This window comes from Ammoniphilus resinae (assembly GCF_017873965.1).
In the GTDB taxonomy this organism is placed as follows: Bacteria; Bacillota; Bacilli; order Aneurinibacillales; family RAOX-1; genus Ammoniphilus_A; species Ammoniphilus_A resinae.
On sequence record NZ_JAGGKT010000006.1, the window covers coordinates 131,663 to 154,546 of the forward strand.

The following is a 22,884-nucleotide window of genomic DNA, read 5'->3' on the forward strand; positions in this document are numbered from 1 at the left end:
ATCATGGGAACTCTATCTATACAGGACGTGTCATACACATATAAAGGATCGAGGGAATCCCATCTTGCTGTACAAGGTGTTAATTTAACCATTCAGGAAGGTGAAATCGTCTGCTTCATCGGGCCTAGCGGTTGTGGGAAAAGTACCGTTCTCAATATGCTTGCCGGACTTTTCCACCCGACAACAGGAAAGATTGAATATGAACAGAATGAAATCACAGGACCTGGGGTGGATCGGGGAGTAGTTTTTCAAAGCTACTCTCTCTTTCCTTGGATGACTGCACAAGAAAACGTCATACTTGCTTTGGAACAGGTGAACAAAGGTGTTCCAAAGCAGGAGTTAAAACAAAAAGCGAAGGAATTGCTAGAATTAGTCGGATTAGATAAGGCAGATCAAAAATATCCTTCCCAACTTTCCGGAGGTATGCAACAACGGGTTGCTCTGGCCAGAATGTTCGCCTTGGATTCTCCGGTGTTTCTGATGGATGAACCCTTTGGTGCTGTGGATGCAGCTGTAAGGGCAAACCTTCAGGACTGCTTAGTCGATTTGTGGAGTAAGCAGCAGAAGAAAAAGACGATTGTCATGGTTACCCATGATATTGACGAAGCTATTCTTTTGTCTGATCGGATCGTTGTGTTTTCGCCAAATCCAGGACGGGTTTCAGAAACCATCACAGTTTCTATTCCGCGTCCGCGCTCTCGTCAAAGTTTATTTATGTCACCAAGATACATGGATTTGCGGGCACATCTTCTTACCCTTTTACATGGGGAAGAAACACAGGCATGGGAAGAGAAGGTGAGTTCATTATGAGTTTTAGAATCGGAATACGTGCCGTCGTTTCTTTGGTATTGTGGGCACTGGCTGCCATTTTCGTGCAGTTCTTCCCGAATTCCGAAGAAACTCCGACAGGTTCTTTGTTTATATTTGTACTGGCCGTTATTGCGGTGCTTCTAGTGAGCTATCTATTGCTTAGCAAAAATCCGGAGAAGAACCAGAAAAAACAGGCATTAGCGGATGTGTCATCGGTTTTCGCAGTTGTTTTAATTGTCTGGGAGGCCATGACAGCCAAGTGGCGTGTGGTCGATGCCTTTATCTTTCCTTCTCCAGGCACCGTTTTTGGTAATTTATGGACGGACCGAGTCGAGTTGCTTGGACACATAGCAGCATCTACTAAACTTTTAATTACGGGGTTTGGATTCGCGCTTATTCTAGGGGTGTTTATTGGATTACTTGCCGGTTCAAATCAGAGGGTACAGGGATTAGTCAAATCACTAGCCAATATCGCCAGTCCGATCCCTCCGATTGTATATATCCCTTATGCGATTACGATTTTGCCATCATTCTTTATGTCGTCGGTTTTCGTTATTTTTCTCGGGGCTTTCTGGCCAATTCTCATTAACACGATCAATGGCGTAGGACAGATCGAACATCGCCTGATCGATTCAGCTCGAACATTGCAATTATCCCCTTGGACCCTGTTCCGAAGAGTATTATTTCCCGGCGCGTTGCCAGGGATTTTCTCAGGGGCAACTGTGGGGCTTGTATTTGCCTTTATCCTCTTAACCGCTGCCGAATTAATTGGAGGAACAGCTGGTTTGGGATATTACGTGAAATACTTTACCGATTTTGGAGATTATTCCCGAGTCGTAGTCGGTATCATTGTGATTGGCTTCTACGTCACCATTTTAATGACATTGCTGCAGCGTATTGAGCGGTACTGCTTGCGCTGGAAGCAGAGATAAAGAATATAGGGACCTTGGGTGGGTCCCTTTTTTGGTGGGGTACGGTCCGCTTAATTTTGTTTCCCCCTTTTCCCTTCTTATCAACACCCCCACCATTAGGGTAATATATAGGAATAAGGTGCAAGGAAAGGTCGTGCAGCACGCGTGGAAGTCACATTACAACCATCGGAAAGAATCGATGATTTGTTAAAACATCATTTAAAAATTATTCAAAGCAAAGAAGTGTTCTCTTTTTCTATGGATGCTGTTTTGTTAGCGCAATTCGTATCCCTACCGATCCAAAAGGGGCGGATTATGGATCTTTGTACAGGTAACGGGGTTATCCCTTTGCTCATGTCTACGAGATCAAAGGCGAAAATGGATGCCTTAGAAATCCAGCCAAGGGTTTTCGATATGGCTAAGCGGAACGTGCTACTCAACGATTTAAATGAACAGATTGAAATCCATCTTGGTGATTTGAAAGATGCCCCACCCCATTTTGGGCATGGTGTATATGATGTCGTTACATGTAATCCTCCTTATATGATTGGACAAACTGGGGAAAGGAATGTTAACGAACACTTTGCGATCGCCCGTCATGAAATCTACTGTACCTTGGAGGATGTGATACGAGTCAGCGCTAGCCTAACCAAATTCGGGGGGAAAGTAGCTCTTGTCCATAGACCTTCGCGATTTAGCGAATTAGTTTTTCTGATGCAGAAATATCGAATAGAACCAAAAAGGGTGCGCTTTGTTCATCCGAGAGCAAATGCTGAAGCCAATATGGTGCTGGTGGAAGGAATAAAAGAGGGGAAACCTGAATTAAAGGTGCTTCCTCCCCTCCTGGTCTATGACGCAGATGGGACCTATAGCCAAGAATTAATGGAAGTTTATTTTGGAAGCAAGAAGGGAGGGGAATAGGGTGTTTGTTCAGTCTAGCTTTTCCGGGAGTCAGCAGGAGCAAGGTGAGCTCTATTTGGTGGCCACCCCGATTGGGAATTTGCAAGATATAACAGTAAGGGCACTGGATACTTTAAAAATGGTTGATATTATTGCGGCAGAAGATACAAGACAGACACGAAAGCTCCTTACGCACTTCGAGATTGAGGCCAAATTAATAAGCCATCATGAGCATAACAAAGAGGCTAGTTTAAAAGGGATTATCGAGTGGCTTCAGGAAGGGAAAAAGATTGCGTTAGTCAGCGACGCGGGGATGCCAGCCATTTCTGATCCAGGGTATGAGTTAGTGCGGGAGGCCACAAGCTTGCAGATTCCGGTGATTCCGATCCCTGGAGCGAATGCTGCGTTATCGGCTTTGATTGCTTCTGGTTTGCCAACTGCGCAGTTTATCTTTCTCGGATTTTTGCCGCGGGAAAAAAAGCTGCTCAGAAAAGAATTAGAACGAATCAAGGGCTATCCCGAAACCTTGCTTTTCTATGAAGCGCCACATCGGATCGTCAAAATGTTGCCTACTTTAAAAGAAGAACTAGGGGATCGGCAGATTGTACTCGCTCGGGAACTAACTAAGAAATACGAAGAATTTATCCGCGGAACCATTACCGAAGTTATCGATTATTTAGAGGATCAAGAGCAAATTCGAGGGGAATTCACTGTCATTGTGGAAGGTTCTACAGAGCCCTCCAGTGGGCAAGAAAAAGAAGTCTGGTGGATGAACCTTGATGTGATCACGCATGTCGAAACCTACATAAGGGAGGGGCTATCCTCGAAAGAAGCAATCAAAAAGACGGCAGAGGATCGCCAGGTTCAAAAAAGGGATATCTACAACTTATACCATCATCAATAAACAAAAAAACCGTCTCAGTAAACGCTCAGACGGTTTTCTTATTTAAAATATCGATTTGGCAGGGACGGGCATTTGTGAGATACAATCCATACATACAACTTTCCCCTTGAAATGGGAAACGCCTTCTGCACTCCCGCAGAAAATGCATGCTGGTTCATATTTCTTTAAGATGATGCGCTCTCCGTCCACGTAAATCTCAAGTGCGTCCTTCTCGCCAATTCCGAGTGTTCTGCGTAGCTCAATCGGAATGACAACGCGTCCAAGCTCGTCTACCTTCCTTACAATCCCAGTCGATTTTAACATGAAAATGCCCCTCTCCAATTTATATCCCATTCTTTATCTACGTTTTAATCAACGTTCGTTCCGTCAAAATTCGACAAATATTATTTATAAACATAGTACCAACACTTCCAAATGTAGTCAACCATTTTTTTCAATAAAATGGATATTTTAAAATAAGAATTTCTAATTGGTAGGCGAAGTAAACCTTATTATAGCAGCATTTTCCCCATCTTCACGTACAATCAGGTATAGAAAAGTATAAATTTAAATTGGGGAAATGGCATTTTTTTACTGGGAATTAGATGTGGCTTTTTATCAGCTGTTTCGACAAAAAATGCATGAATGTTGTTAGAAACGATAACCTTGCCTGCAATCCTTGACATCCTCTAGTTATCTTTTGTATATTTTGGGCAACAATGAGATAATAGGTTAAAAAAGGTCGATTGAGAGGAAGAGATCCGTGGCGAACAAAACATTTTATATTACCACCCCTATTTATTATCCCAGCAATAAACTACATATTGGAAATGCCTATACTACTATTGCTGCGGACGCAATGGCCCGCTATAAGCGGCTTAGAGGGTATGATGTCTACTACTTAACAGGAACAGATGAGCACGGGCAAAAGCTTCAACGACGCGCGGCTGAAGAAGGCCTGACCCCTTTGCAATTTATCGATCCGATTGTGGATTGGATTCAAGATTTATGGGCGAAGCTAGACATTTCTTATGACGATTTCATTCGCACAACGCAGGACAGACATAAGGTCATTGTTCAGAAAATCTTTCAAAAGCTCGTCGATCAGGGTGACATTTATCTTGGTGAATACGAGGGGTACTATTGTGTTCCATGTGAAGCTTTTTGGACAGAACGGCAAGCAAAAAAAGGCGATAAACTTGTCTGTCCTGATTGTGATCGGGAAGTCAATCTGGTGAAGGAAAAAAGCTACTTCTTCCGGATGTCCAAATACCAGGATCGGCTTTTGCAATATATAGAAGAAAATCCGGAGTTTATTCAGCCGGAATCCAGACGCAATGAGATGGTGAACAACTTTTTGAAGCCGGGACTCGAGGATCTTTGTGTGTCTCGCACAACCTTTGACTGGGGGATCAAGGTTCCAAGCGATCCAGAACATGTGATTTATGTTTGGATTGACGCCCTGGCAAATTACATTACTGCCTTAGGTTATCTATCAGATGATGATGAAAAGTACCAAAAGTACTGGCCTGCCGATGTTCACCTGATTGGAAAGGATATTCTTCGCTTCCATACGATTTATTGGCCGATTATCTTGATGGCGCTTGGCGAGGAACTGCCGAAGAAAGTTTTTGGACATGGCTGGTTGCTCATGCCAGACGGAAAAATGTCGAAATCAAAAGGAAATGTGATTGATCCCAAGTTTTTAATTGATCGATATGGTTCTGATTCCATCCGCTACTTCCTTTTAAGAGAAATTGCCTTTGGACAAGACGGGGTGTTCACACCAGAAGCCTTTATCCAGCGCTTAAACTTTGACTTAGCCAACGATTTAGGAAACCTAGTCAGTCGCACAACGGCTATGATTGAAAAATATTTTGACGGCAACATCCCTGCGCCAACTGCACCAGGGGAATATGACGCCGCTCTACAGGAACTAGCTGGCAAAACCGTGGTCCTTGTTGAACAGCATTTGGACGAAATGCGTTTTGGCAACGCTTTGACACATCTCTGGGAATTGGTTGGAAAAACCAATAAATACATTGATGAAACGATGCCTTGGAACCTAGCGAAATCGGAAGAAAATCGGGAAAGGTTAGGAACTGTCCTGTACAACCTGGCTGAAAGTATTCGGATCACTTCCATATTGCTGCAACCGTTCTTGACTAAGGCACCGGAAAAGATTTGGTCCCGTTTGGGTATCGCTGGCAATAATCAAGTGCTTTCCTGGGATTCTGCCAAGGAATGGGGAGGCCTTCCATCCGGCGTTCGCGTTGTAAAGGATGAGATGCTCTTCCCAAGACTAGAATTAGAAGCGGAGATTGCGGCGATTGATGAGTTTACAGCTGCTGCAAGAAAGCAAGCAGAAGAAAACAAGTCGAAAAAAGAAGCGGAAATAGTCGTACCAGATAAACCAGAAACTGAGGAAATTGGAATCGAGGATTTCGCCAAGGTAGAACTTCGCGTAGCGCAGGTTATCAACTGTGAAAGGATTCCAAAAGCGGATAAGCTGCTCAAATTCCAACTCGATCTGGGCTACGAGCAACGACAAGTGTTATCTGGAATTGCCAAATATTATAATCCAGAGGAGCTAATCGGTAAAAAGCTGATTTGTGTAACCAATCTGAAACCGATTAAACTTCGTGGAGAAATGTCTAATGGGATGCTGTTATCGGCCTCTGAAGGGGACATGCTGAAGGTCATTATGGTATCTGATGAAATGCCAAATGGAGCAAAGGTAAAATAAGTAAAGCTTCCATTGAAGCCAATTCGAAGAAGAGGTATCCATCATTAGAGGAAGCTTTCCCCCTACGGGGACTACAATCCCATCTGGGCATGGAGTGAATTCGACGTAGTACAGATGGAAATAGAGGTTGACATGCCGATAGGAAAGTCTCGTTTATATTAAACTTCAACTTTCCTATGCGGAAAAAATAAGAATAGTGCTGTCCAGGTGGAAGCAGCACTATTTTTTGTTCAAAGGGGGATGCTTGTTTTGAAGTTATTCGATACACATGCGCATCTTAATGCTGAGCAATTTTTAGATGATCAAGACGAAGTGATAAGACGGGCGATAGAAAACGGGGTATCCAAGATTGTTAATATTGGATTTAACCGGGAGACCATCCCTACTTCGATAGAATTGGCTGAGAGATACGATTTTATATACACGGCAGTTGGCTGGCATCCACAGGATGCCAAGGATATGCTTGAAGAGGATTTCGATTGGCTAAGGGAATTAAGCAAGCATGAAAAGGTGGTTGCCATCGGCGAAATTGGCCTGGATTATTATTGGGATACCTCTCCAAAAGAGGTGCAGCAAGAAATTTTCCGTCGACAAATTTCGCTAGCGAAAGAATTGAAACTGCCCATTATTATCCATGACCGAGAAGCCCATCAAGATATTGTCAGTATATTACGTGAGGAAAACGCTTCGGAAGTGGGCGGAATCATGCATTGTTTTTCCGGCAGTCTAGAAATGGCAAAGGAATGCATGGAAATGAATTTTATGATCTCCTTTGGCGGGCCTGTCACTTTTAAAAATGCAAAAAAACCAAAGGAAATCGTGAAACAAATTCCTCTGGACCGCCTGCTAATTGAAACCGACTGCCCGTATCTAACGCCAGAGCCTTTTCGGGGGAAGCGAAATGAGAGCGGATATGTTCGCTATGTTGCAGAGGCAATAGCCGAACTGCGGGGCATGGACGCAGAAGAATTGGCGGAATCAACTTACCAAAATGCGATGAAATTTTTTGGACTAGAGTAGTTCTACCTGCCTCCTTTTCGACATAGACTAGGGCTATGTTGTTCATTTTAGTCGAATCAACAAGAACGAATTGGTTTGACAGAACAAGGGGTTGTCCCATAAAATGAACACAACTGAAGAGGAGGACCAAAGGACTATGGATCAAGAGAGAGCTTTTCTTTTTTCACGGAAGTTTCTTTACCTTGTTGGAATCCTATCCATACTTTTCATCACCGGGATGGGCGTCTGGTTTTATCAGGCAAGCCAGCCAAAAGAAGTACAGTTTGTTGTTAATGGGGAAGTTAAATCGATCTTGACGAAGGCGAAAACGGTAGGAGAATTCTTAGATGAGCAGTCCATTGATTTAGATGCGCACGACAAGCTTTCACCTTCCACAGAAGAGAAAATTAGAAAAGGCATACATATTGCTTATACCGATCAATGGCAAGTGACACTTACCATTGCAAACAAAGCGCAGACGGTCGTTACGAACAAAAAAACGGTCGGGGAGATTCTAGCCGAACAAAAAGTTTCGTTGGGCAAGTGGGATAAGGTATTTCCTGCGGAAAATGAAGAAGTATCGGCAAATGGAAAAATTAAGGTGAATAGAATAGAAAAGAAGATGGTGGAGAAGGAAAAGTCGATTCCCTTTAACGAGGTGAAGCGGACCGATTATTTGCTTACCAAAGGATCAAAGAAGGTAGTCCAGGAAGGAAAGAACGGGAAGGCTCTTCTACGTTATCAGGTGGTATATGAGAATGGAGAAGAGGTTTCCAAGGAACTCACCGAGACAAAGGTGGTTGCGCCAGCACAAGACCGAGTCGTTCGGGTGGGTGCACTCGTGACAGTTTCCCGTAGTGGAGCCGATTTCACCGCACGAAAAGTATTAGAGAACGTGACCCTAACCGCATATGGGCCAAATGGTGATCCAGAGAATGCGATTACTGCTTCTGGCCGAGTAGCGACAGCAGGCCGTTCCATTGCCGTGGATCCGAATGTCATCCCGATGGGGAACTGGGTTTATATCGAAGGGTATGGATACCGCAGGGCGGAGGATACGGGCAGTGCAATTAAAGGAAATAAAATTGATATCTACTTTAGTGAAGATCAGGACGCTGTTCACTTTGGCCGCAAGAAGGCTTCCAAGGTTTATGTGATTGGTCCGACAAAGCCTTAATAGTAGGATGCTGTGTTTCCAGGGAGGAAACACAGCTTTTTGCGCGTACAGGAGAAGGCATGCCAACATAGGAGGAATTATGATCAAAGAAGTGATAGTCGTAGAAGGCAAATCAGATACGGTAGCGATCAAGCGGGCCGTAGAGGCGGACACCATTGAAACAGGCGGTTCCGCGGTGCCCCCGCATGTGATAAAAAAGGTGAAGTTAGCACAAGAAAAGCGCGGAGTCATTATTTTCACCGATCCAGATTTTCAAGGGGAACGGATTCGCCGCATCGTAAGTCAAGCTGTACCCGGATGCAAGCACGCGTTTATCACTCGGGATGAAGGAAGAGGAAAGCGTAATTTAGGGGTGGAGAACGCTACCGATGAAGTCATTCGAAAAGCCCTTGCGGAAGTTCGGACAGAGATTGAATACCCAACCGAAGAAGCCATTGGATTTGAGGATCTACTGGAAGCTGGGCTCATTGCTGGAAATGGAGCAAGTGAACGGCGAGAGAAGCTGGGTGAAATTTTGGGAATTGGTTATGCTAACGGAAAACAAATTCTTAAGCGATTAAATATGTTTCAAGTTTCGAAAAGGGAATTTCTCCTTGCTCTTGAGCAAGTTGGAGGTGAAGATCGTTCATGAAGGATATAGCTACGCCTACCAGAACCAAGGAGATTCTGCAGAAATACGGGTTTAGTTTTAAAAAGAGTTTAGGGCAGAACTTTTTGATTGACATTAATATCTTGCAAAACATTGTAAAGGCAGCGGAACTGGATTCAACCAAGGCTGTCCTGGAAATTGGCCCAGGGATTGGAGCCCTCACCGAACATTTGGCGCGAGCTGCTGGGAAGGTTGTTGCGGTTGAGCTAGATCAACGGTTGTTGCCCATCCTAAAGGATACGCTAGAACCTTATCCCCATGTGGAAGTCATTCACGGGGATATTTTGAAGGTCAATCTTCAAAAGTTGATTAAAGAACAGTTTGCCGGCTATGAGAAAATCAGTGTCGTAGCAAATCTTCCTTACTATGTGACAAGCCCTATTTTAATGCGCCTTCTGGAGGAACATCTGCCGCTTGAGAATATCGTGGTGATGATGCAAAAAGAAGTGGCTGATCGCATCTCTGCTGCACCAGGAGGCAAAGAATACGGCGCACTTAGCGCGATGACACAGTTTTATGCAAAGCCGGAAATTGCAATGATTGTACCGCATAGTGTGTTTATTCCTCAGCCGAATGTAGATTCTGCCGTGTTAAAACTCCGCGTATGGGATAAACCACCAGTTGAAGTAGTAGATCAGAAGATGCTGTTCAAGGTGATCAAAGCGAGCTTCGCACAGAGGAGAAAAACCATCTTTAATAATTTACAGACCTCCATATTCGGGCGGGAACAAAGAGAGACCCTTTTGCAGATCCTTGAAGAAACCGGGATTGCCCCGGCAAGAAGAGGGGAAACACTGGGGTTAGAAGAGTTCGCACGTTTAAGCAACCGAATTTCTAAAGAGCAACTACACCCTTAATACCCAGGGATCATATATTGACCTTGGAGGAGGGTGTTTTTATGACCATAAAAGTAGGCGATATCGTCACGAGGAAGTCGTACGGAAACGATATTCTTTTTGCGGTGGTATCGGTCAATAGGATCAAACAGACCGCTGTTCTACAGGGGCTTGAGGTGCGTTTGATGGCCGATGCCTCGCTTGACGATCTGGTCAAAATTGACCGTGAGACATTGGAGCGGGAGCTAAAAAAGAGCGAAATTAAAAGTCGGGAATCTTTAAAGCTGATTCATCAGGAAAGACGCCTTATGCGGGAGAAAAACATATGGCAGCAGGCTGGATATACAGGAAGAGATGATGACGAATCCAGCACCTTGTCTTTTGAGATTCCCGGAAAAGTGCTACATCTAGATGGGGATGGAAAATATTTGGAACGATGTATTTCGATGTATCAAGAGCTGGGAATCAAGGTCACAGGCCTTCATCTTGCGGAAACAGAAATGCCTTTGCATGTATATAAACTGCTTGTCAAATACCAACCGGATATCCTGGTTTTAACGGGCCATGATGCCTACAGGAAACAGAGCGGCAATATCACCTCCCTAGATTCTTATCGTCACTCTCGTTACTTCGTGCAAGCCGTTCAGGAAGCCAGAAGGTATGAACGGAATAAAGATCGCCTCATTATTTTTGCGGGAGCTTGTCAATCCAATTTCGAAAGCCTGATTGAGGCTGGAGCTAATTTCGCTAGTTCACCGAAGCGGATCAACATCCACACCCTAGACCCTGTATATATTGCGGAAAAAGTTGCTTTTACCTCGGTTCGAGAAACGGTAAATGTATTTGAAGTAGCAAAGAACACCATTACGGGGATGGATGGATTAGGGGGAATTGAAACATTTGGACTGTTTAGGCTGGGATTGCCAAAGACAGAACAATTAAAGACGAACGAAATGTGACATTTTTCGCTTCTCTTCATGGGAAGCGATTTTTTTGTAGAATCCTGTAAAACAATATTCATTGACAATTCCTTTGTCCAGTTGCTATAATTATCAATTTGTTTGACATAATAAGTGTGGGGTGATATAATCATACATAAGTGAGGTGGTCGTACACTATGGCGAAAAATGCGTTAATTGATATTAAACGCACGTTGGATGCTCACCTTGGTGAGCGAATTCTTTTGAAAGCGAATGGAGGGCGCCGGAAAACTGTCGAGAGATCAGGGATTTTGGAGCAGACCTATCCATCCGTTTTTATTGTCAAGCTAGATGAGGAACGTCATTCTTTTGAACGAGTTTCCTACAGTTATGCCGATATTTTGACAGAAACCGTCATGTTAACAGTTTGTCCATCTGAGCAGGAACAGATTCGAATAAGCCTTGAACAGTAGAACATTAGGTTCTGCTGTTTTTTATTTTCCGAACAGAGCATACTACCAAACAGGGGGATGACAAATTTTTGAAGGAGGCCATTATGAGTCGTAGACGGGGAATCATGTCAGAGCAATTTAAAATGGAACTCGCGAAGGACCTTGGCATCTATGATACGGTGCAAAAGGATGGTTGGGGTGGAATCACGACTCGTGACGCCGGAAACCTGGTAAAGCGAGCCATCGAAATTGCAGAGCAGACTCTAGCCAACCAAACGAATAAATAGGCCATTCCCTAACTGGAGACGATTGTCTCCAGTTTTTTTTGCATACACGTGGAAACAAATGCTAAAATGGAATGGATTATTGAGAGTGGATGAGCGGGTGAAATAGGTGAGAATTTCTGTCAAAGCGCCAGCAAAAATAAATTTAACATTAGATGTTTTAGGAAAAAGGGATGACGGCTACCATGAAGTAGAGATGGTCATGACGACGATCGACCTTGCCGATCGAATCGATATCTATCCCCGTGAGGATGATAAGATAACCCTGGACAGTTCAGCTTGTTTTGTCCCCTTAGGGGAAAAGAATCATGTTTACCAAATGGCCCAGTTAATAAAGAGACGGCTGGGTATTCATAAAGGGGTTCATTTTTTCATTCATAAAAATATACCCGTTGCAGCCGGTCTCGCTGGTGGCAGCAGTGATGCAGCTGCAACGATCCGAGGCTTGAACGGTCTCTGGGATCTTGGATTGTCAACAGAAGAAATGGCAGAGCTCGGGTCAGAGATTGGTTCGGATGTCGCATTCTGTGTCTATGGGGGGACCGCCTTGGCAAAAGGAAGAGGAGAGAAAATTCAGCCGCTTCCTTCCCTCCCGCCGTCCTGGGTGATTTTGGCCAAGCCACCAATCGGGGTATCCACCGCGGAAGTTTATGGCAAGGTGGATATGGCGAAAGTGAAGGAATATCCCCCCATGTCCTGTCAAATGGTGGAGGCGATTCTGGAGCATGATTATCGCAAAATCCATCAGTCACTTGGCAATCATTTGGAAACGGTGACTTTGTCCTTGCACCCTGAAGTGCGGCGATTAAAAGAACAGATGCTACGATTTGGCGCGGATGCGGCTCTTATGTCAGGTAGTGGTCCCACTGTGTTTTGTTTGGTGGATAAAGAATCGAGGGTTCACCGAATATATAATGGACTGAAAGGATTTTGCAAGGATGTATTTGCCGTACGTGTCTTGGGGGATAAATATCACGTGGGCTTGCCAAAAACCGTACAAAAGTGATAAGTTTATAATATAATATTCGGTAATTGGAGGATGCCCATGGAAAAGAAGTTGAGAAGGAGTGCTCGCTTAGTTGATATGACTCAGCATTTGTTGGAGCACCCATATCGTTTAATCCCCTTGACCACGTTTGCAGAGGAATATGGTTCGGCGAAGTCTTCAATCAGTGAGGATCTATCCATTATTAAAGAACTGTTTGAGCATAAGGGTGTAGGAATGCTGAAGACAGTCGCTGGTGCAGCGGGGGGTGTGCGGTACATTCCCCTGTTAAAAAAACAGGCAGCAGTTGGAATCGTTGAGGAAATTTGCACGAAATTGGAGCAGTCTGATCGCTTACTTCCAGGTGGGTACCTCTATATGTCTGACATTTTGGGAGAGCCGGAAACGCTTAATCGGATCGGTCGGATTATGGCAACCCTTTTTGCGGAAAGAGATATAGATTATGTAATGACCGTCGAAACAAAAGGAATTCCCCTTGCCCACGCAACGGCGAATTATTTAAATGTTCCGGTCGTGATCGTTCGTCGTGACACGAAGGTGACAGAGGGATCTGTAGTAAGTATTAATTATGTATCGGGATCAAGTAAGCGAATTCAAACGATGTCCTTGGCCAGAAGAGTCCTTCCAGAGCAGTCCAAAGTATTGATTATTGATGACTTCATGAAGGCGGGCGGTACAGCCAGGGGGATGATCGATTTATTGAAAGAATTTAAAGCAGAGGTTGTCGGCATTGGAGTCTTGGTAGAAACATCAGATGTCGAAGAACGTCTGGTTGATGATTATATTTCCTTAGGAAAAATTACACAGCTGGACTTAAAGGATAAAGAAATTAAATTGGAGTTAGGCAATTTCTTATCAAAAATCTAAGAGTCCTAAAAGACTATATGTTCTGTAAAGGTAAGAGATAGACATACTTCATAAATTCAAAGATGAAGGGGGATAAAAGAAATGGAGATTATTAGCACAACAAACGCGCCACAGGCAATAGGGCCTTATTCACAGGCCGTTAAAGTGGGGGATTTTCTTTACACCTCAGGTCAAATCCCATTGCGTCCAGATGGAACGCTTCTACAGGGGACCGTTGAAGAGCAGACCCACCAGGTATTTGCTAACCTTAAAGCAGTATTGGAAGCCGCAGGTACTGGCTTGGATCAAGTGGTTAAAACAACCGTCTTTATTAAAAATATGGATGATTTTGCTCGTATAAATGAAGTATATGGTACTTACTTCCCAACGAACCCACCAGCCCGTTCTTGCGTAGAAGTTGCAAGGCTTCCAAAGGACGTAGCGATCGAAGTCGAAGTTATTGCCTATATTAATAAATAATTTAATAATTTTTAAAAAACTGTAGAAGGATTTCCCCCCACCCTTGACGAATAAAGTGTAACAAGCACATATATTGGGAAAAGGTGGTGTTACTTGATGGAAGTGACAGATGTTAGACTCCGCCGCGTCAACACGGATGGACGGATGAAAGCCATTTGTTCGATTACTATTGACAATGAATTCGTTGTTCATGATATTCGTGTAATCGATGGAAATAATGGGATGTTTGTGGCCATGCCCAGCAAGCGTACTCCAGATGGGGAGTTTCGCGATATCGCCCATCCGATCTCTTCTTCGACACGGGAGAAGATTCAGGCAGCTGTACTAGCAGAATATGACCGTGCTGGTCTTGAAGAAGACCAAGAAGAGCAAATGGTCGAGGGGGCTTAAGTCCTACTCGTGTGAAGAACCTCAGTATTGAGGTTCTTTTTTTGCCCTTAAACCTGGATTCGGACTGAAACTCTCTGATTCCACCATACTCGGTCCGAATAAGCCCAGGATTCGGACTGAAATCCCCGGATTCCACCCTACTCTGTCCGAATTACACTGGCCCCCCTGTAACCCACCCTCATCAGCTCATTGTGCAGCCCCTTTAGTAATCGTCACAAAAGTTTGCGAATGTTGTGATCGCTTTGTGAAGTGTGAGCTACGTCACACATAAAGAATCCCTCCAGATTCTATACTGACCTTGCTTAAGCATTCTTCTCAATCCAAACGGTTCATGATCATGAAGAAAAGGGGAGGTTCAGATGGGCAAGAATCTTATCATCTTTTTCGTCAGCTTCGCCGTTGCGTTAGGTGGAGGGTATCTATTCTACCAAACAGGTGACCAGCAATCGACGGCAGCTGGCAAGAGTTCACCCGCAGCGTCAGATTCCGAACAAAAAGAAGTGGTCAGTGCCCAACCCGCGTCTGCATCTAGTGGGGAAGGGGAAATCTTCGTACAAAGGGGTTGTTCAGCCTGCCACGCGGTTTCATCCTTAGGGGTACAGGGAGGAGCCACAGGTCCTGATTTGTCAAAGGCTTATACGAATGTACCTGACAAACATGGTGTACCTATTGAAGAGTTTTTGAAAAAGCCAACATCCGCTGTCATGTCCGGAGTCATTGGGGGAAATCCGCTGACAGATGATGAAATGAAAGCTATTTTGGATGCTTTAAAGATAGCATCAGAAAAATAAAGCCTTGGGGGAGGTTTTAGTATGAAAAAGTTAGTATCTGCCGTTTCCGGTGTGTTGGCTGGGTTTCTCGCCGCAACGGTGTTTTTCGCCGATTTCACGAATATCGGATCACAAAGCTCAGCAGAAGATTCAACCAATAAAAGCAATGCGGAAAAGGTGTATGTTCCGTTTGGAAAACTTGATGAATACTACTTATTCGCCTCAGGCGGACACTCTGGACAGATGTTTATCTACGGGGTTCCTTCAATGAGGCATATCCGAACCGTCCCGGTTTTCTCACCAGATTCTGCAACCGGTTATGGTTTTGACAAACACTCCAAAGAATTAATGGGTGATTATACCTGGGGAGATTTGCACCATCCCGCATTCTCCGAAACCAACGGGGATTACGATGGGAAATGGCTATTTGCCACAGATGTAGGGAATAGCCGTGCTGCAGTGATGGATCTGAAGACTTTTACGACCAAAGATATTATTAATGTACCTAATACAAGTGGACCACACTGTGCAGCGTTTGTAACTGAGAATACAGAGTATATGTTTTTACCAACGCGATTTGCCGTCCCGATTGGAAGAGAGTATGCATCATTAGATGATTACAGTCAGAAATATCGAGGCGTTATGTCCGCCGTTACCTTTGATGAAAAAACTGAAAAACTCAACATTGCTTATCAAGTAGCCCTTCCACCTTGGTCCTATGACTTATCGGATGCAGGGAAGAAAATGTCCAAAGATTGGGCCGTAATGACCACCTATAACACGGAAGAAGCAACAACCAACTTGGAAATCAATGCTTCCCAGGCTGACCGTGATTACATTATTTTATTCAATTGGAAAGAGCTCGAGAAGATGGTTGCTGATGGGAAGTATGAAAATATAACAGGTCAAAAAATGATCTTTCCAGAAAAGCAAAAAGGCGGTATTTACCTGGTTCCTGTCGCCAAATCTCCGCATGGAGTGGACGTGACACCAGATGGAACACGGTTTATTGCTTCAGGAAAATTAGCGCCATCGATGACCGTATTTTCTTTTGAAAAGGCATTTGAGGCGATTAAAAACAAAGACTTCGCTGGAGACCGCAATGGCATCCCGATTCTCAAATATGAATCTGTGATGGAACGTGAAGTGAACCCTGAGAATGCCCTTGGACCTTTGCACACCCAATTTGATGATAAAGGCATGGCATATACCACGATGTTTATTTCTTCGGAGATCGTGAAGTGGGATCCAAATACAGGAGAGACGCTCGACCGTGTTCCTGTCCAATATTCTCCTGGACACTCCGTTGCTGCTGAAGGTGATACGGTTTCACCAGATGGTAAGTACATTATTGCGTTAAATAAAATCGCCAAAGATAGTTATCTCTCTGTTGGACCTTCTCATCCAGAGTCGATGCAGTTAATTGATTTAAGCGGAGACAAGATGGAAGTGATTCAATCGGCACCGGTAAACCCTGAACCGCATTATGCGCAAATGATTAAAGCCGATAAGCTTAATCCGCTAAAGATTTATCCGAAAGAGGAAAACCGTCCGGATTCTGTCTGGAAGCAAGAGGATACCCGCATTGAACGGAAAGGAAATGAGGTTCATGTCTATGGTGTGGCGCTGCGCTCGAAATTTATCTTTGATGCAAAAGCCGAGCGGCCAGATGTCATTGAGGTCAATGAAGGGGATAAGGTATTCATCCATCTTACCAATATCGATTTGGATCAGGACATTACCCATGGTTTTGCAATTAATAGCTACAATCTGAACATGGAAGTACAGCCAGGGCAAACCAACACGTTGGAATTTGTAGCCGACAAAGCCGGAACTTATCCACTTTACTGCACAAACTTTTGTTCTGCGCTGCATCAAGAAATGACGGGGTATTTCTTGGTTAAACCGAAAAAATAACGGATTGAAATGGAGGGGGGCTTCCCCTCTCCTCAAATAATGTGGAAGAAGGAAAAAATATGTCTCGAAAAATGTCCGTTTCTTCTGTCATTCTGTCATGTATTTCCGCCGTCTTGTTAGGTGTTTCAATCTTCTTCCCTTGGTGGGGGATGAAATTTATCGCTCCACAATATCCCGAGGGATTAGATATTATTGTCTATCCCTATAAGATGGACGGTCGGATTGATATTATTAATGGTTTGAATCATTATATCGGCATGCAAGAATTTAGCGAACAAACCTTCCCAGAATTAAGCTATCTTCCTTATCTCGTTGGTGGGATGGCATTGCTTATTCTTATTGTGGCTCTCGTGAAGAGAACGAGATTACTGTTGTTGCTTGTTGCTCTGTTTTCAGTTGGAGGAGTTTTGGGTCTTTACGATATTAACCGATGGCTCACCACATTTGGCACCAATCTGGATCCGAAAGCTCCTATTCAAATTGACCCTTTTGTTCCCCCAATACTGGGAGAAAATACTCTAGCCAATTTTGTTACCCATAGCTATTTTGCAACAGGAGCATTTTTAATGGGAGCTTCTTTTCTATTGCTTGTAATGACACTATGGAGGGAAAGAAAAAAATGAAAAAGCTCATCCTCTTGATTGGATGGCTCCTGGTGTGTATTTTATGGTCTCCCTTCGTGGAGGCTGATGAATCTTTACAGGATCAGATCGATCATACTCCAGAGGGGGCAACCCTCGAAGTGGGAGCCATGTCCTTTGAAGGAAATCTTGTCATTCGCAAGGCGATCCACTTGAAAGGGGCTGGTCCAGATCAAACGTTCATCAACGGGGATGGCACCGGAAATGTCATTACAATTGAAGCACCAGGTGTGCATCTAGAAAATATGTCGGTTCGTAACAGCAGCTTTAACCGAAATTCTTCAGAAGAATATGCCGCGATTAAAATTAGGTCGAATCAGAATATCGTGGAGGATATCCGAATTACAGATTCGTATCATGGTGTTTATTTAAGTCAGGCCCATGATAATGTAGTACGCCGGGTCACAGTTACTGGCCGTGGAAGTGGAGAGATTGCCGGACAAGGCAATGGGATTATGGTGTATTATTCCAATAAAAACCAAATTCAGGAGAATCAAATTTCAGATACAAGAGATGGCATTTTCTTTGATTATTCCAATGAAAATGAGGTAACCGGCAATGACATTACGCAAACACGCTATGGCCTGCATTACATGTATTCGGACCGGAACCGCCTCACAAAAAATAAGTTTCATTCGAACATTGGCGGGGCTGCCATCATGCATTCCCGCGGCACAATTCTCGAAGACAATCAGTTTTCTTTAAACCAGGGATCCAGAGCATTTGGCGTATTGCTTCAATCCTGTGATGACACCCAGGTCACCGGCAATCAATTTTTTCAAAATGGCAGGGGGATGGTCATCGACCAGTCGCAGCGAAATCATATTGAAGCGAATATGATTTTTCATAACCAGATTGGCATAGAGCTCTGGGCCAGTTCCATGGAGCAGGTCTTTGCCCGGAACCGATTTGTCAAAAACACCTCCCCTGTCATAACGATTGGCGGGTTATCCAACAATCGTTGGAGTGAGAATCAGAAGGGGAATTACTGGGGACAGGAATTTCCGCTTGCCGACCTAGATCAAAACGGAATTGGGGATTCTCCTCTTGTCTATGAATCCACCTTAAATAAATTGATCGAAAAAAATGAACTGGTCTATCTCTTTTTAAACAGTCCGGCCATCGATATTTACGAAACGCTGGGCAAGTTCTTAAACCAGCAAGAGGTTATGGTAAATGATGCCAACCCGCTTCTAGATAACAGTGAAAAACCCTCATTTTCATGGCTGTGGGGGATTGCCGTCTTGGGTATGGGGGGGATTTGGTATCACAGCAAAAGGAGGAAAAAAACATGATGTATATCTGGAAGGAGTGGAAAGAACAGTCGCGAGGAAAAGGGATATGGCTGTCGTTAATGATGTTGATCCTGATCTCTATCTCCGTATTGTTGCAGGCTACATCCTTTCCATCTGACCAAGGATTCGAAGTATTCCTTCTGTCGCTCTATGATGTCAATGTATATGTTATTCCATTGTTGACGCTTTTTCTTGCATCCTTCTCGATTATGCAGGAAAAGGAGCAGAAAACCCTGTACTTCCTGCTTACCAAGAAGGAGTCTTATCGAAGCTTTTTATGGAAAAAATCAGCGGCCGTTCAATGTGTCACTTTAAGCATATTTATGGGTTGGTATTTTATCCTGGCCATACCGATGAAGTTTTTCTTTACTTTTCATCTTGGCCACTATCTCGTCTTCTTTGTTGTTTTGGCGGTTTTAATTTTGATTTTTAATCAACTGGGATTGTTTCTTGGAAGTATTCTTAGCAATCGAATGCAATTGATTGGGGCAAACATCTTTGTCTGGTTCCTGTTTATCTTTTTATTTGATCTCATTGCTTTATATTATCTTCCTTATGTAACAGTCCAGAACATGAAGTGGTTTTCTCTTGTTTATTTTTTGAATCCGCTGCATACACTGCGTTTTTATTTAGAAACATCGATCGGAATGTTTCCACTTGAGCATATGTCACGGTTAATGGAAAAGATGGTCTGGCTGCCACCAGTAGTCTTCTTTTTAATCGATGTAGTCCTGTGGGTTCTTTCGACCTTTTTACTAGCAAACAGCCTTCACCAAAAGGGGGGGAGAGTGTGATTGAAATTAGGGGATTATCTCAGTCCTATCAAAAAAAAGAGATCCTGCATGAGGTCAATCTGCATATTGGCCAGGGAGAGTTATGTGCCCTCGTTGGACGCAATGGTGCGGGAAAATCAACATTGATTCATTCCATTCTTGGTCTTCTCCCGTACAAAAATGGGGAGATCTTAATAAAGGGGATTAGTAATCGAAAAGAAGGTTGGAAGTCAGCTCTGGCTTATTTACCAGAGAAGTTTCATCTTTATCCGCATTTGACGGGGGAGGAGAACTTTCATTTCTTTGCATCCCTCGAACAGGAAGTCAATCAACAAAGGATGGAAGAATCCTTGAGGTTGGTTGATTTGTGGGAGCATCGGGGGCAACGGGTTGCAGGCTATTCGAAGGGAATGCTGCAGCGCTTAGGACTAGCGATGATGCTCTATTATAGGTCCGATATCCTGATCTTAGATGAGCCGACAAGTGGGCTAGATCCCGTAGGAAGAAAAGAGGTCCTATCCGTTATCAAGCGATTAAAGGGGAAAACGATTCTTTTTTCCTCACACCATATCGATGAAATTATTCAGATTTGCAGCCATGTTGCCTTCTTGGAAGAAGGAAGACTGCAAAAATATAGCTTAGCGGAATTTCTGCAAGTCTATTCCTGGTAGGGTGGGTGAACATATGAAAAAAATCATGGGGATGATTCTCTTCTTGTCTTTGGCGTTAACAGCTGGATGTAGTTCCACACCGCATTGGGAAATAGTGATGAAAACAGATTATACCTATCAACAGCAGCTTCCGTTGACGATTGAAATCAATGAAAACAGTCAGCCTGTCGAAGGGTTGCAGGTGAAAGCGACGTTAGAAATGGAAAAGATGGACCATGGGGAAGTGGATGTTACCTTTGAAGATCAAGGCAATGGACAGTATATTGGGCAAGCCGCGTTGCCTATGGGTGGGGATTGGGTCGCATATATTGAATTAACGGATGGAAAGCAAGCGATGGAACAAACGCAAAACCTTTCCTTTAAGGAGGAGTGAGAATGTATCGGTTGAAAAAAATGAGTATCGGTCTGCTGGTGCTGATGCTTGGGATAACGGTCATTACAACCGCTTGTTCAAAGGTAGAAGGAAGTGAAACTGCGGTCGCCACAGTAAATGGAGAAGGGATTACCAAGGAGGATCTATCCTTTTACCGATTAATTAATTTACTTCAAATTGCTTTATACCGTGAAGCTGATCAACAAAGGTATCAAGGAGAAGAATTAAAGGAAGCCAATCGTTTTTGGGATCAGCAGGAGCAAGCAGTTGAAAACCAAAATACACTTTTGACGCAAATTATTCGTTTGCGGGCGGCTGCTTTATTGGCAAAGGAAAAAGGATATACAGTTAAGGAAGAGGAGATCCAGAAGGAGATTGAAAAGATAAAAGCCTATTACGCGCAGCATCTAGTTGCAAAGGATATGATTGCGAAGTACGGAGAAATAGAATTTTGGAAACAGCAAGAGCTGCAATATGAACGGATTCTCCTTGCCGGGAGGGTTCAGCAGGATATGGTAGAGCGGGTGAAACAAGCGAACCCGAAAGCAGAATCGAAAGAAATTCAAATGCTTGCAGAAAAGAAATATGAAGAGCTCTTGGTCTCTCAAATCTCCACATTAGATATTCAACTAGATAAAAGGTAGGATTTTTGGCAGTTCGCGGAATGATCTTGAAATCAAAATATGATTGAGATATAGTCATTATGGGGTATTTTTGTCAAGAACAAAGATGCCCCATTTGGAATGTAGAGACCAAAATCATTTGGAGGGCTACCATGAATCAAAAATTTGCCGTGGTTTTGGCTGCCGGACAAGGTACTCGGATGAAGTCCAAACTGTATAAGGTATTACATAAAGTGTGCGGGAAACCAATGGTGCAGCATATTGTCGATAAGTTGAAGAGCATTTCTGTTGACGAAATAGCTGTCGTTGTCGGCCATGGGGCAGATGCAGTGAAACAACAGTTGGGATCAGACATCAACTATGCCTTTCAGGAACAGCAGTTGGGAACAGCACATGCCGTACTCATGTGTAAGAATCTATTAAAGGATAAGGTAGGAACGACGATTGTTGTGACTGGCGATACACCTTTAATTAAAGAAGAAACCCTTAAAGGGCTGATGCAGCATCATCTTCAAGTGAATGCGGCTGCAACCGTACTGACGACGGTTTTGGATGATGCAACAGGATATGGACGAATTGTCCGTAATCAGCAGAGTCACGTAGAGCGCATTGTAGAACATAAGGATGCGACAGCAGAAGAACGGGAAATCAGGGAAATCAGTACAGGGATTTTTTGCTTTGATAACCAGAAACTTTTTGCTGCCTTAGCCGAGGTTCGCAATGATAATGTGCAGGGAGAGTACTATCTTCCAGATGTTATTGAAATACTAACAAAACAAAATGAAATCATCTCAGCCTATCAAACAGATGATTCTGAAGAAGGTATGGGTGTCAATGATAGGGTGCAGCTTTCTTATGCGGAGCAAGTGATGCGCAGAAAAATCAATGAGGGTCATATGAGAAACGGTGTGACCTTGATTGATCCTGCTACTACTTATATTGAAGCGGATGTTGTGATTGGCAGGGATTCCATTATTGAACCCGGCACCTATCTTCGCGGAGAAACCGTGATTGGTGATGATTGTGTGGTTGGACCCCAGGCGGATCTTACGGACACCACCGTGGAAAATGAAGTCCATATCCAGTACACCGTTGTTCACCAAAGTACGATACGCAATGCGGCATCGGTCGGTCCATTTGCCTATGTACGCCCGGGATCGGATATTGGAGAACACACCAAAGTGGGGGACTTTGTTGAATTAAAGAATACCAAATTGGGGAATGGTTCCAAGGTATCTCACTTATCTTATTTGGGTGATGCAACGGTAGGACAACATGTAAATGTCGGTTGTGGTACGATCACCGTGAATTATGATGGCGTGAAAAAACATCGAACCCTTATTGGCGACCATGCCTTTATTGGGTGTAATGCTAATTTAATTGCCCCTGTTCAGATTGGGGACGGTGCTTATGTAGCGGCGGGTTCGACCATTAATCAGGATGTCCCTGAACAATCAATGGCAATTGCCAGAGAACGCCAGATAAATAAAGAAGGATATGCTGCCAAATTGTTGCGCAAGGAAAAATAAGGT

Annotated in this window: 26 protein-coding genes; 25 read left to right on the plus strand and 1 reads right to left on the minus strand. The window is 43.7% G+C overall.

Annotated features, from left to right (window positions below; all coding sequences use genetic code 11):
- Window positions 1-3 precede the first annotated feature (3 nt).
- The 4 genes from J2Z37_RS11885 (at window position 4) to rsmI (ending at window position 3,525) form a co-directional block, all read left to right on the plus strand.
- Window positions 4-810, plus strand: coding sequence for an ABC transporter ATP-binding protein (locus J2Z37_RS11885; RefSeq protein WP_209810474.1), 807 nt, complete (start codon window positions 4-6; stop codon window positions 808-810).
- A complete protein-coding gene (locus tag J2Z37_RS11890) occupies window positions 807-1,742 on the plus strand; it encodes an ABC transporter permease (RefSeq protein ID WP_245203752.1) in 936 nt (311 codons plus the stop codon). The genes J2Z37_RS11885 and J2Z37_RS11890 overlap by 4 nt, the downstream gene beginning before the upstream one ends.
- Window positions 1,743-1,886: 144 nt before the next feature.
- Window positions 1,887-2,642, plus strand: coding sequence for a tRNA1(Val) (adenine(37)-N6)-methyltransferase (locus J2Z37_RS11895; protein ID WP_209810475.1), 756 nt, complete (start codon window positions 1,887-1,889; stop codon window positions 2,640-2,642).
- Between the two features lies 1 nt (window position 2,643).
- On the plus strand, window positions 2,644-3,525 hold the full coding sequence (rsmI, locus tag J2Z37_RS11900) for a 16S rRNA (cytidine(1402)-2'-O)-methyltransferase (protein ID WP_209810476.1): 882 nt from the start codon (window positions 2,644-2,646) through the stop codon (window positions 3,523-3,525).
- 42 nt (window positions 3,526-3,567) lie between these two features.
- Here rsmI and J2Z37_RS11905 read toward each other — a convergent pair whose 3' ends face one another.
- Window positions 3,568-3,828, minus strand: coding sequence for an AbrB/MazE/SpoVT family DNA-binding domain-containing protein (locus J2Z37_RS11905; protein WP_209810477.1), 261 nt, complete (start codon window positions 3,826-3,828; stop codon window positions 3,568-3,570).
- Between the two features lie 439 nt (window positions 3,829-4,267).
- Here J2Z37_RS11905 and metG point away from each other — a divergent pair, with 439 nt between their 5' ends.
- From metG to glmU, 21 genes are all read left to right on the plus strand, one after another.
- Complete coding sequence (metG, locus tag J2Z37_RS11910) at window positions 4,268-6,250, plus strand: methionine--tRNA ligase (protein ID WP_209810478.1); 1,983 nt, start codon at window positions 4,268-4,270, stop codon at window positions 6,248-6,250.
- A 249-nt stretch (window positions 6,251-6,499) separates the two neighbouring features.
- Window positions 6,500-7,270 (plus strand): TatD family hydrolase, encoded by a 771-nt coding sequence (locus tag J2Z37_RS11915; RefSeq protein ID WP_245203754.1) that lies wholly within the window; start codon window positions 6,500-6,502, stop codon window positions 7,268-7,270.
- Between the two features lie 136 nt (window positions 7,271-7,406).
- On the plus strand, window positions 7,407-8,426 hold the full coding sequence (locus J2Z37_RS11920) for a resuscitation-promoting factor (protein ID WP_209810480.1): 1,020 nt from the start codon (window positions 7,407-7,409) through the stop codon (window positions 8,424-8,426).
- Between the two features lie 79 nt (window positions 8,427-8,505).
- Window positions 8,506-9,057, plus strand: coding sequence for a ribonuclease M5 (gene rnmV / locus J2Z37_RS11925; RefSeq protein WP_245203755.1), 552 nt, complete (start codon window positions 8,506-8,508; stop codon window positions 9,055-9,057).
- Complete coding sequence (rsmA, locus tag J2Z37_RS11930) at window positions 9,054-9,932, plus strand: 16S rRNA (adenine(1518)-N(6)/adenine(1519)-N(6))-dimethyltransferase RsmA (RefSeq protein WP_209810481.1); 879 nt, start codon at window positions 9,054-9,056, stop codon at window positions 9,930-9,932. Before rnmV ends, rsmA begins: the two co-directional genes overlap by 4 nt.
- Window positions 9,933-9,973: 41 nt before the next feature.
- Window positions 9,974-10,870 (plus strand): sporulation peptidase YabG, encoded by an 897-nt coding sequence (gene yabG, locus J2Z37_RS11935; protein ID WP_209810482.1) that lies wholly within the window; start codon window positions 9,974-9,976, stop codon window positions 10,868-10,870.
- Between the two features lie 158 nt (window positions 10,871-11,028).
- Window positions 11,029-11,304 (plus strand): biofilm formation stimulator Veg, encoded by a 276-nt coding sequence (gene veg / locus J2Z37_RS11940; protein ID WP_209810483.1) that lies wholly within the window; start codon window positions 11,029-11,031, stop codon window positions 11,302-11,304.
- Between the two features lie 83 nt (window positions 11,305-11,387).
- Window positions 11,388-11,570, plus strand: a complete 183-nt coding sequence (locus tag J2Z37_RS11945) for a small, acid-soluble spore protein, alpha/beta type (RefSeq protein WP_209810484.1) — start codon at window positions 11,388-11,390, stop codon at window positions 11,568-11,570.
- A 106-nt stretch (window positions 11,571-11,676) separates the two neighbouring features.
- Window positions 11,677-12,573 (plus strand): 4-(cytidine 5'-diphospho)-2-C-methyl-D-erythritol kinase, encoded by an 897-nt coding sequence (gene ispE / locus J2Z37_RS11950; RefSeq protein ID WP_209810485.1) that lies wholly within the window; start codon window positions 11,677-11,679, stop codon window positions 12,571-12,573.
- A gap of 39 nt (window positions 12,574-12,612) precedes the next feature.
- A complete protein-coding gene (gene purR / locus J2Z37_RS11955; protein WP_209810486.1) occupies window positions 12,613-13,440 on the plus strand; it encodes a pur operon repressor in 828 nt (275 codons plus the stop codon).
- 81 nt (window positions 13,441-13,521) lie between these two features.
- The gene (locus tag J2Z37_RS11960; protein WP_209810487.1) at window positions 13,522-13,899 is read left to right on the plus strand and encodes a RidA family protein; all 378 of its coding nucleotides are present in this window, start codon (window positions 13,522-13,524) and stop codon (window positions 13,897-13,899) included.
- Window positions 13,900-13,995: 96 nt separating this feature from the next.
- Window positions 13,996-14,289 (plus strand): septation regulator SpoVG, encoded by a 294-nt coding sequence (gene spoVG / locus J2Z37_RS11965; RefSeq protein WP_209810488.1) that lies wholly within the window; start codon window positions 13,996-13,998, stop codon window positions 14,287-14,289.
- 359 nt (window positions 14,290-14,648) lie between these two features.
- Window positions 14,649-15,080, plus strand: coding sequence for a c-type cytochrome (locus J2Z37_RS11970; RefSeq protein WP_209810489.1), 432 nt, complete (start codon window positions 14,649-14,651; stop codon window positions 15,078-15,080).
- 21 nt (window positions 15,081-15,101) lie between these two features.
- Window positions 15,102-16,976 (plus strand): Sec-dependent nitrous-oxide reductase, encoded by a 1,875-nt coding sequence (gene nosZ, locus J2Z37_RS11975; RefSeq protein ID WP_209810490.1) that lies wholly within the window; start codon window positions 15,102-15,104, stop codon window positions 16,974-16,976.
- 59 nt (window positions 16,977-17,035) lie between these two features.
- Entirely contained in the window at window positions 17,036-17,599 is a 564-nt protein-coding gene (locus J2Z37_RS11980) for a hypothetical protein (protein ID WP_209810491.1), read from the plus strand.
- Entirely contained in the window at window positions 17,596-18,912 is a 1,317-nt protein-coding gene (gene nosD, locus J2Z37_RS11985) for a nitrous oxide reductase family maturation protein NosD (RefSeq protein WP_209810492.1), read from the plus strand. The genes J2Z37_RS11980 and nosD overlap by 4 nt, the downstream gene beginning before the upstream one ends.
- Window positions 18,909-19,706, plus strand: coding sequence for an ABC transporter permease (locus J2Z37_RS11990; RefSeq protein WP_209810493.1), 798 nt, complete (start codon window positions 18,909-18,911; stop codon window positions 19,704-19,706). Before nosD ends, J2Z37_RS11990 begins: the two co-directional genes overlap by 4 nt.
- Window positions 19,703-20,356, plus strand: coding sequence for an ABC transporter ATP-binding protein (locus tag J2Z37_RS11995; RefSeq protein WP_209810494.1), 654 nt, complete (start codon window positions 19,703-19,705; stop codon window positions 20,354-20,356). The genes J2Z37_RS11990 and J2Z37_RS11995 overlap by 4 nt, the downstream gene beginning before the upstream one ends.
- Before the next feature lie 13 nt (window positions 20,357-20,369).
- Entirely contained in the window at window positions 20,370-20,729 is a 360-nt protein-coding gene (locus J2Z37_RS12000) for a FixH family protein (protein ID WP_209810495.1), read from the plus strand.
- Window positions 20,730-20,731: 2 nt separating this feature from the next.
- Window positions 20,732-21,373 (plus strand): hypothetical protein, encoded by a 642-nt coding sequence (locus tag J2Z37_RS12005; protein ID WP_209810496.1) that lies wholly within the window; start codon window positions 20,732-20,734, stop codon window positions 21,371-21,373.
- Between the two features lie 131 nt (window positions 21,374-21,504).
- On the plus strand, window positions 21,505-22,881 hold the full coding sequence (gene glmU / locus J2Z37_RS12010; protein ID WP_209810497.1) for a bifunctional UDP-N-acetylglucosamine diphosphorylase/glucosamine-1-phosphate N-acetyltransferase GlmU: 1,377 nt from the start codon (window positions 21,505-21,507) through the stop codon (window positions 22,879-22,881).
- Window positions 22,882-22,884: the final 3 nt, after the last annotated feature.

Coding starts and splice junctions, on each gene's coding strand:
- veg (WP_209810483.1), top strand. CDS start 11,029: ATGGCGAAAAATGCGTTAATTGATATTAAACGCACGTTGGATGCTCAC.
- J2Z37_RS11920 (WP_209810480.1), top strand. CDS start 7,407: ATGGATCAAGAGAGAGCTTTTCTTTTTTCACGGAAGTTTCTTTACCTT.
- J2Z37_RS11905 (WP_209810477.1), bottom strand. CDS start 3,828: ATGTTAAAATCGACTGGGATTGTAAGGAAGGTAGACGAGCTTGGACGC.
- J2Z37_RS12005 (WP_209810496.1), top strand. CDS start 20,732: ATGTATCGGTTGAAAAAAATGAGTATCGGTCTGCTGGTGCTGATGCTT.
- J2Z37_RS11890 (WP_245203752.1), top strand. CDS start 807: ATGAGTTTTAGAATCGGAATACGTGCCGTCGTTTCTTTGGTATTGTGG.
- spoVG (WP_209810488.1), top strand. CDS start 13,996: ATGGAAGTGACAGATGTTAGACTCCGCCGCGTCAACACGGATGGACGG.
- yabG (WP_209810482.1), top strand. CDS start 9,974: ATGACCATAAAAGTAGGCGATATCGTCACGAGGAAGTCGTACGGAAAC.
- J2Z37_RS11960 (WP_209810487.1), top strand. CDS start 13,522: ATGGAGATTATTAGCACAACAAACGCGCCACAGGCAATAGGGCCTTAT.
- J2Z37_RS11970 (WP_209810489.1), top strand. CDS start 14,649: ATGGGCAAGAATCTTATCATCTTTTTCGTCAGCTTCGCCGTTGCGTTA.
- glmU (WP_209810497.1), top strand. CDS start 21,505: ATGAATCAAAAATTTGCCGTGGTTTTGGCTGCCGGACAAGGTACTCGG.
- J2Z37_RS11980 (WP_209810491.1), top strand. CDS start 17,036: ATGTCTCGAAAAATGTCCGTTTCTTCTGTCATTCTGTCATGTATTTCC.
- J2Z37_RS11885 (WP_209810474.1), top strand. CDS start 4: ATGGGAACTCTATCTATACAGGACGTGTCATACACATATAAAGGATCG.
- J2Z37_RS11990 (WP_209810493.1), top strand. CDS start 18,909: ATGATGTATATCTGGAAGGAGTGGAAAGAACAGTCGCGAGGAAAAGGG.
- J2Z37_RS11945 (WP_209810484.1), top strand. CDS start 11,388: ATGAGTCGTAGACGGGGAATCATGTCAGAGCAATTTAAAATGGAACTC.
- rsmA (WP_209810481.1), top strand. CDS start 9,054: ATGAAGGATATAGCTACGCCTACCAGAACCAAGGAGATTCTGCAGAAA.
- J2Z37_RS12000 (WP_209810495.1), top strand. CDS start 20,370: ATGAAAAAAATCATGGGGATGATTCTCTTCTTGTCTTTGGCGTTAACA.
- rnmV (WP_245203755.1), top strand. CDS start 8,506: ATGATCAAAGAAGTGATAGTCGTAGAAGGCAAATCAGATACGGTAGCG.
- purR (WP_209810486.1), top strand. CDS start 12,613: ATGGAAAAGAAGTTGAGAAGGAGTGCTCGCTTAGTTGATATGACTCAG.
- nosD (WP_209810492.1), top strand. CDS start 17,596: ATGAAAAAGCTCATCCTCTTGATTGGATGGCTCCTGGTGTGTATTTTA.
- nosZ (WP_209810490.1), top strand. CDS start 15,102: ATGAAAAAGTTAGTATCTGCCGTTTCCGGTGTGTTGGCTGGGTTTCTC.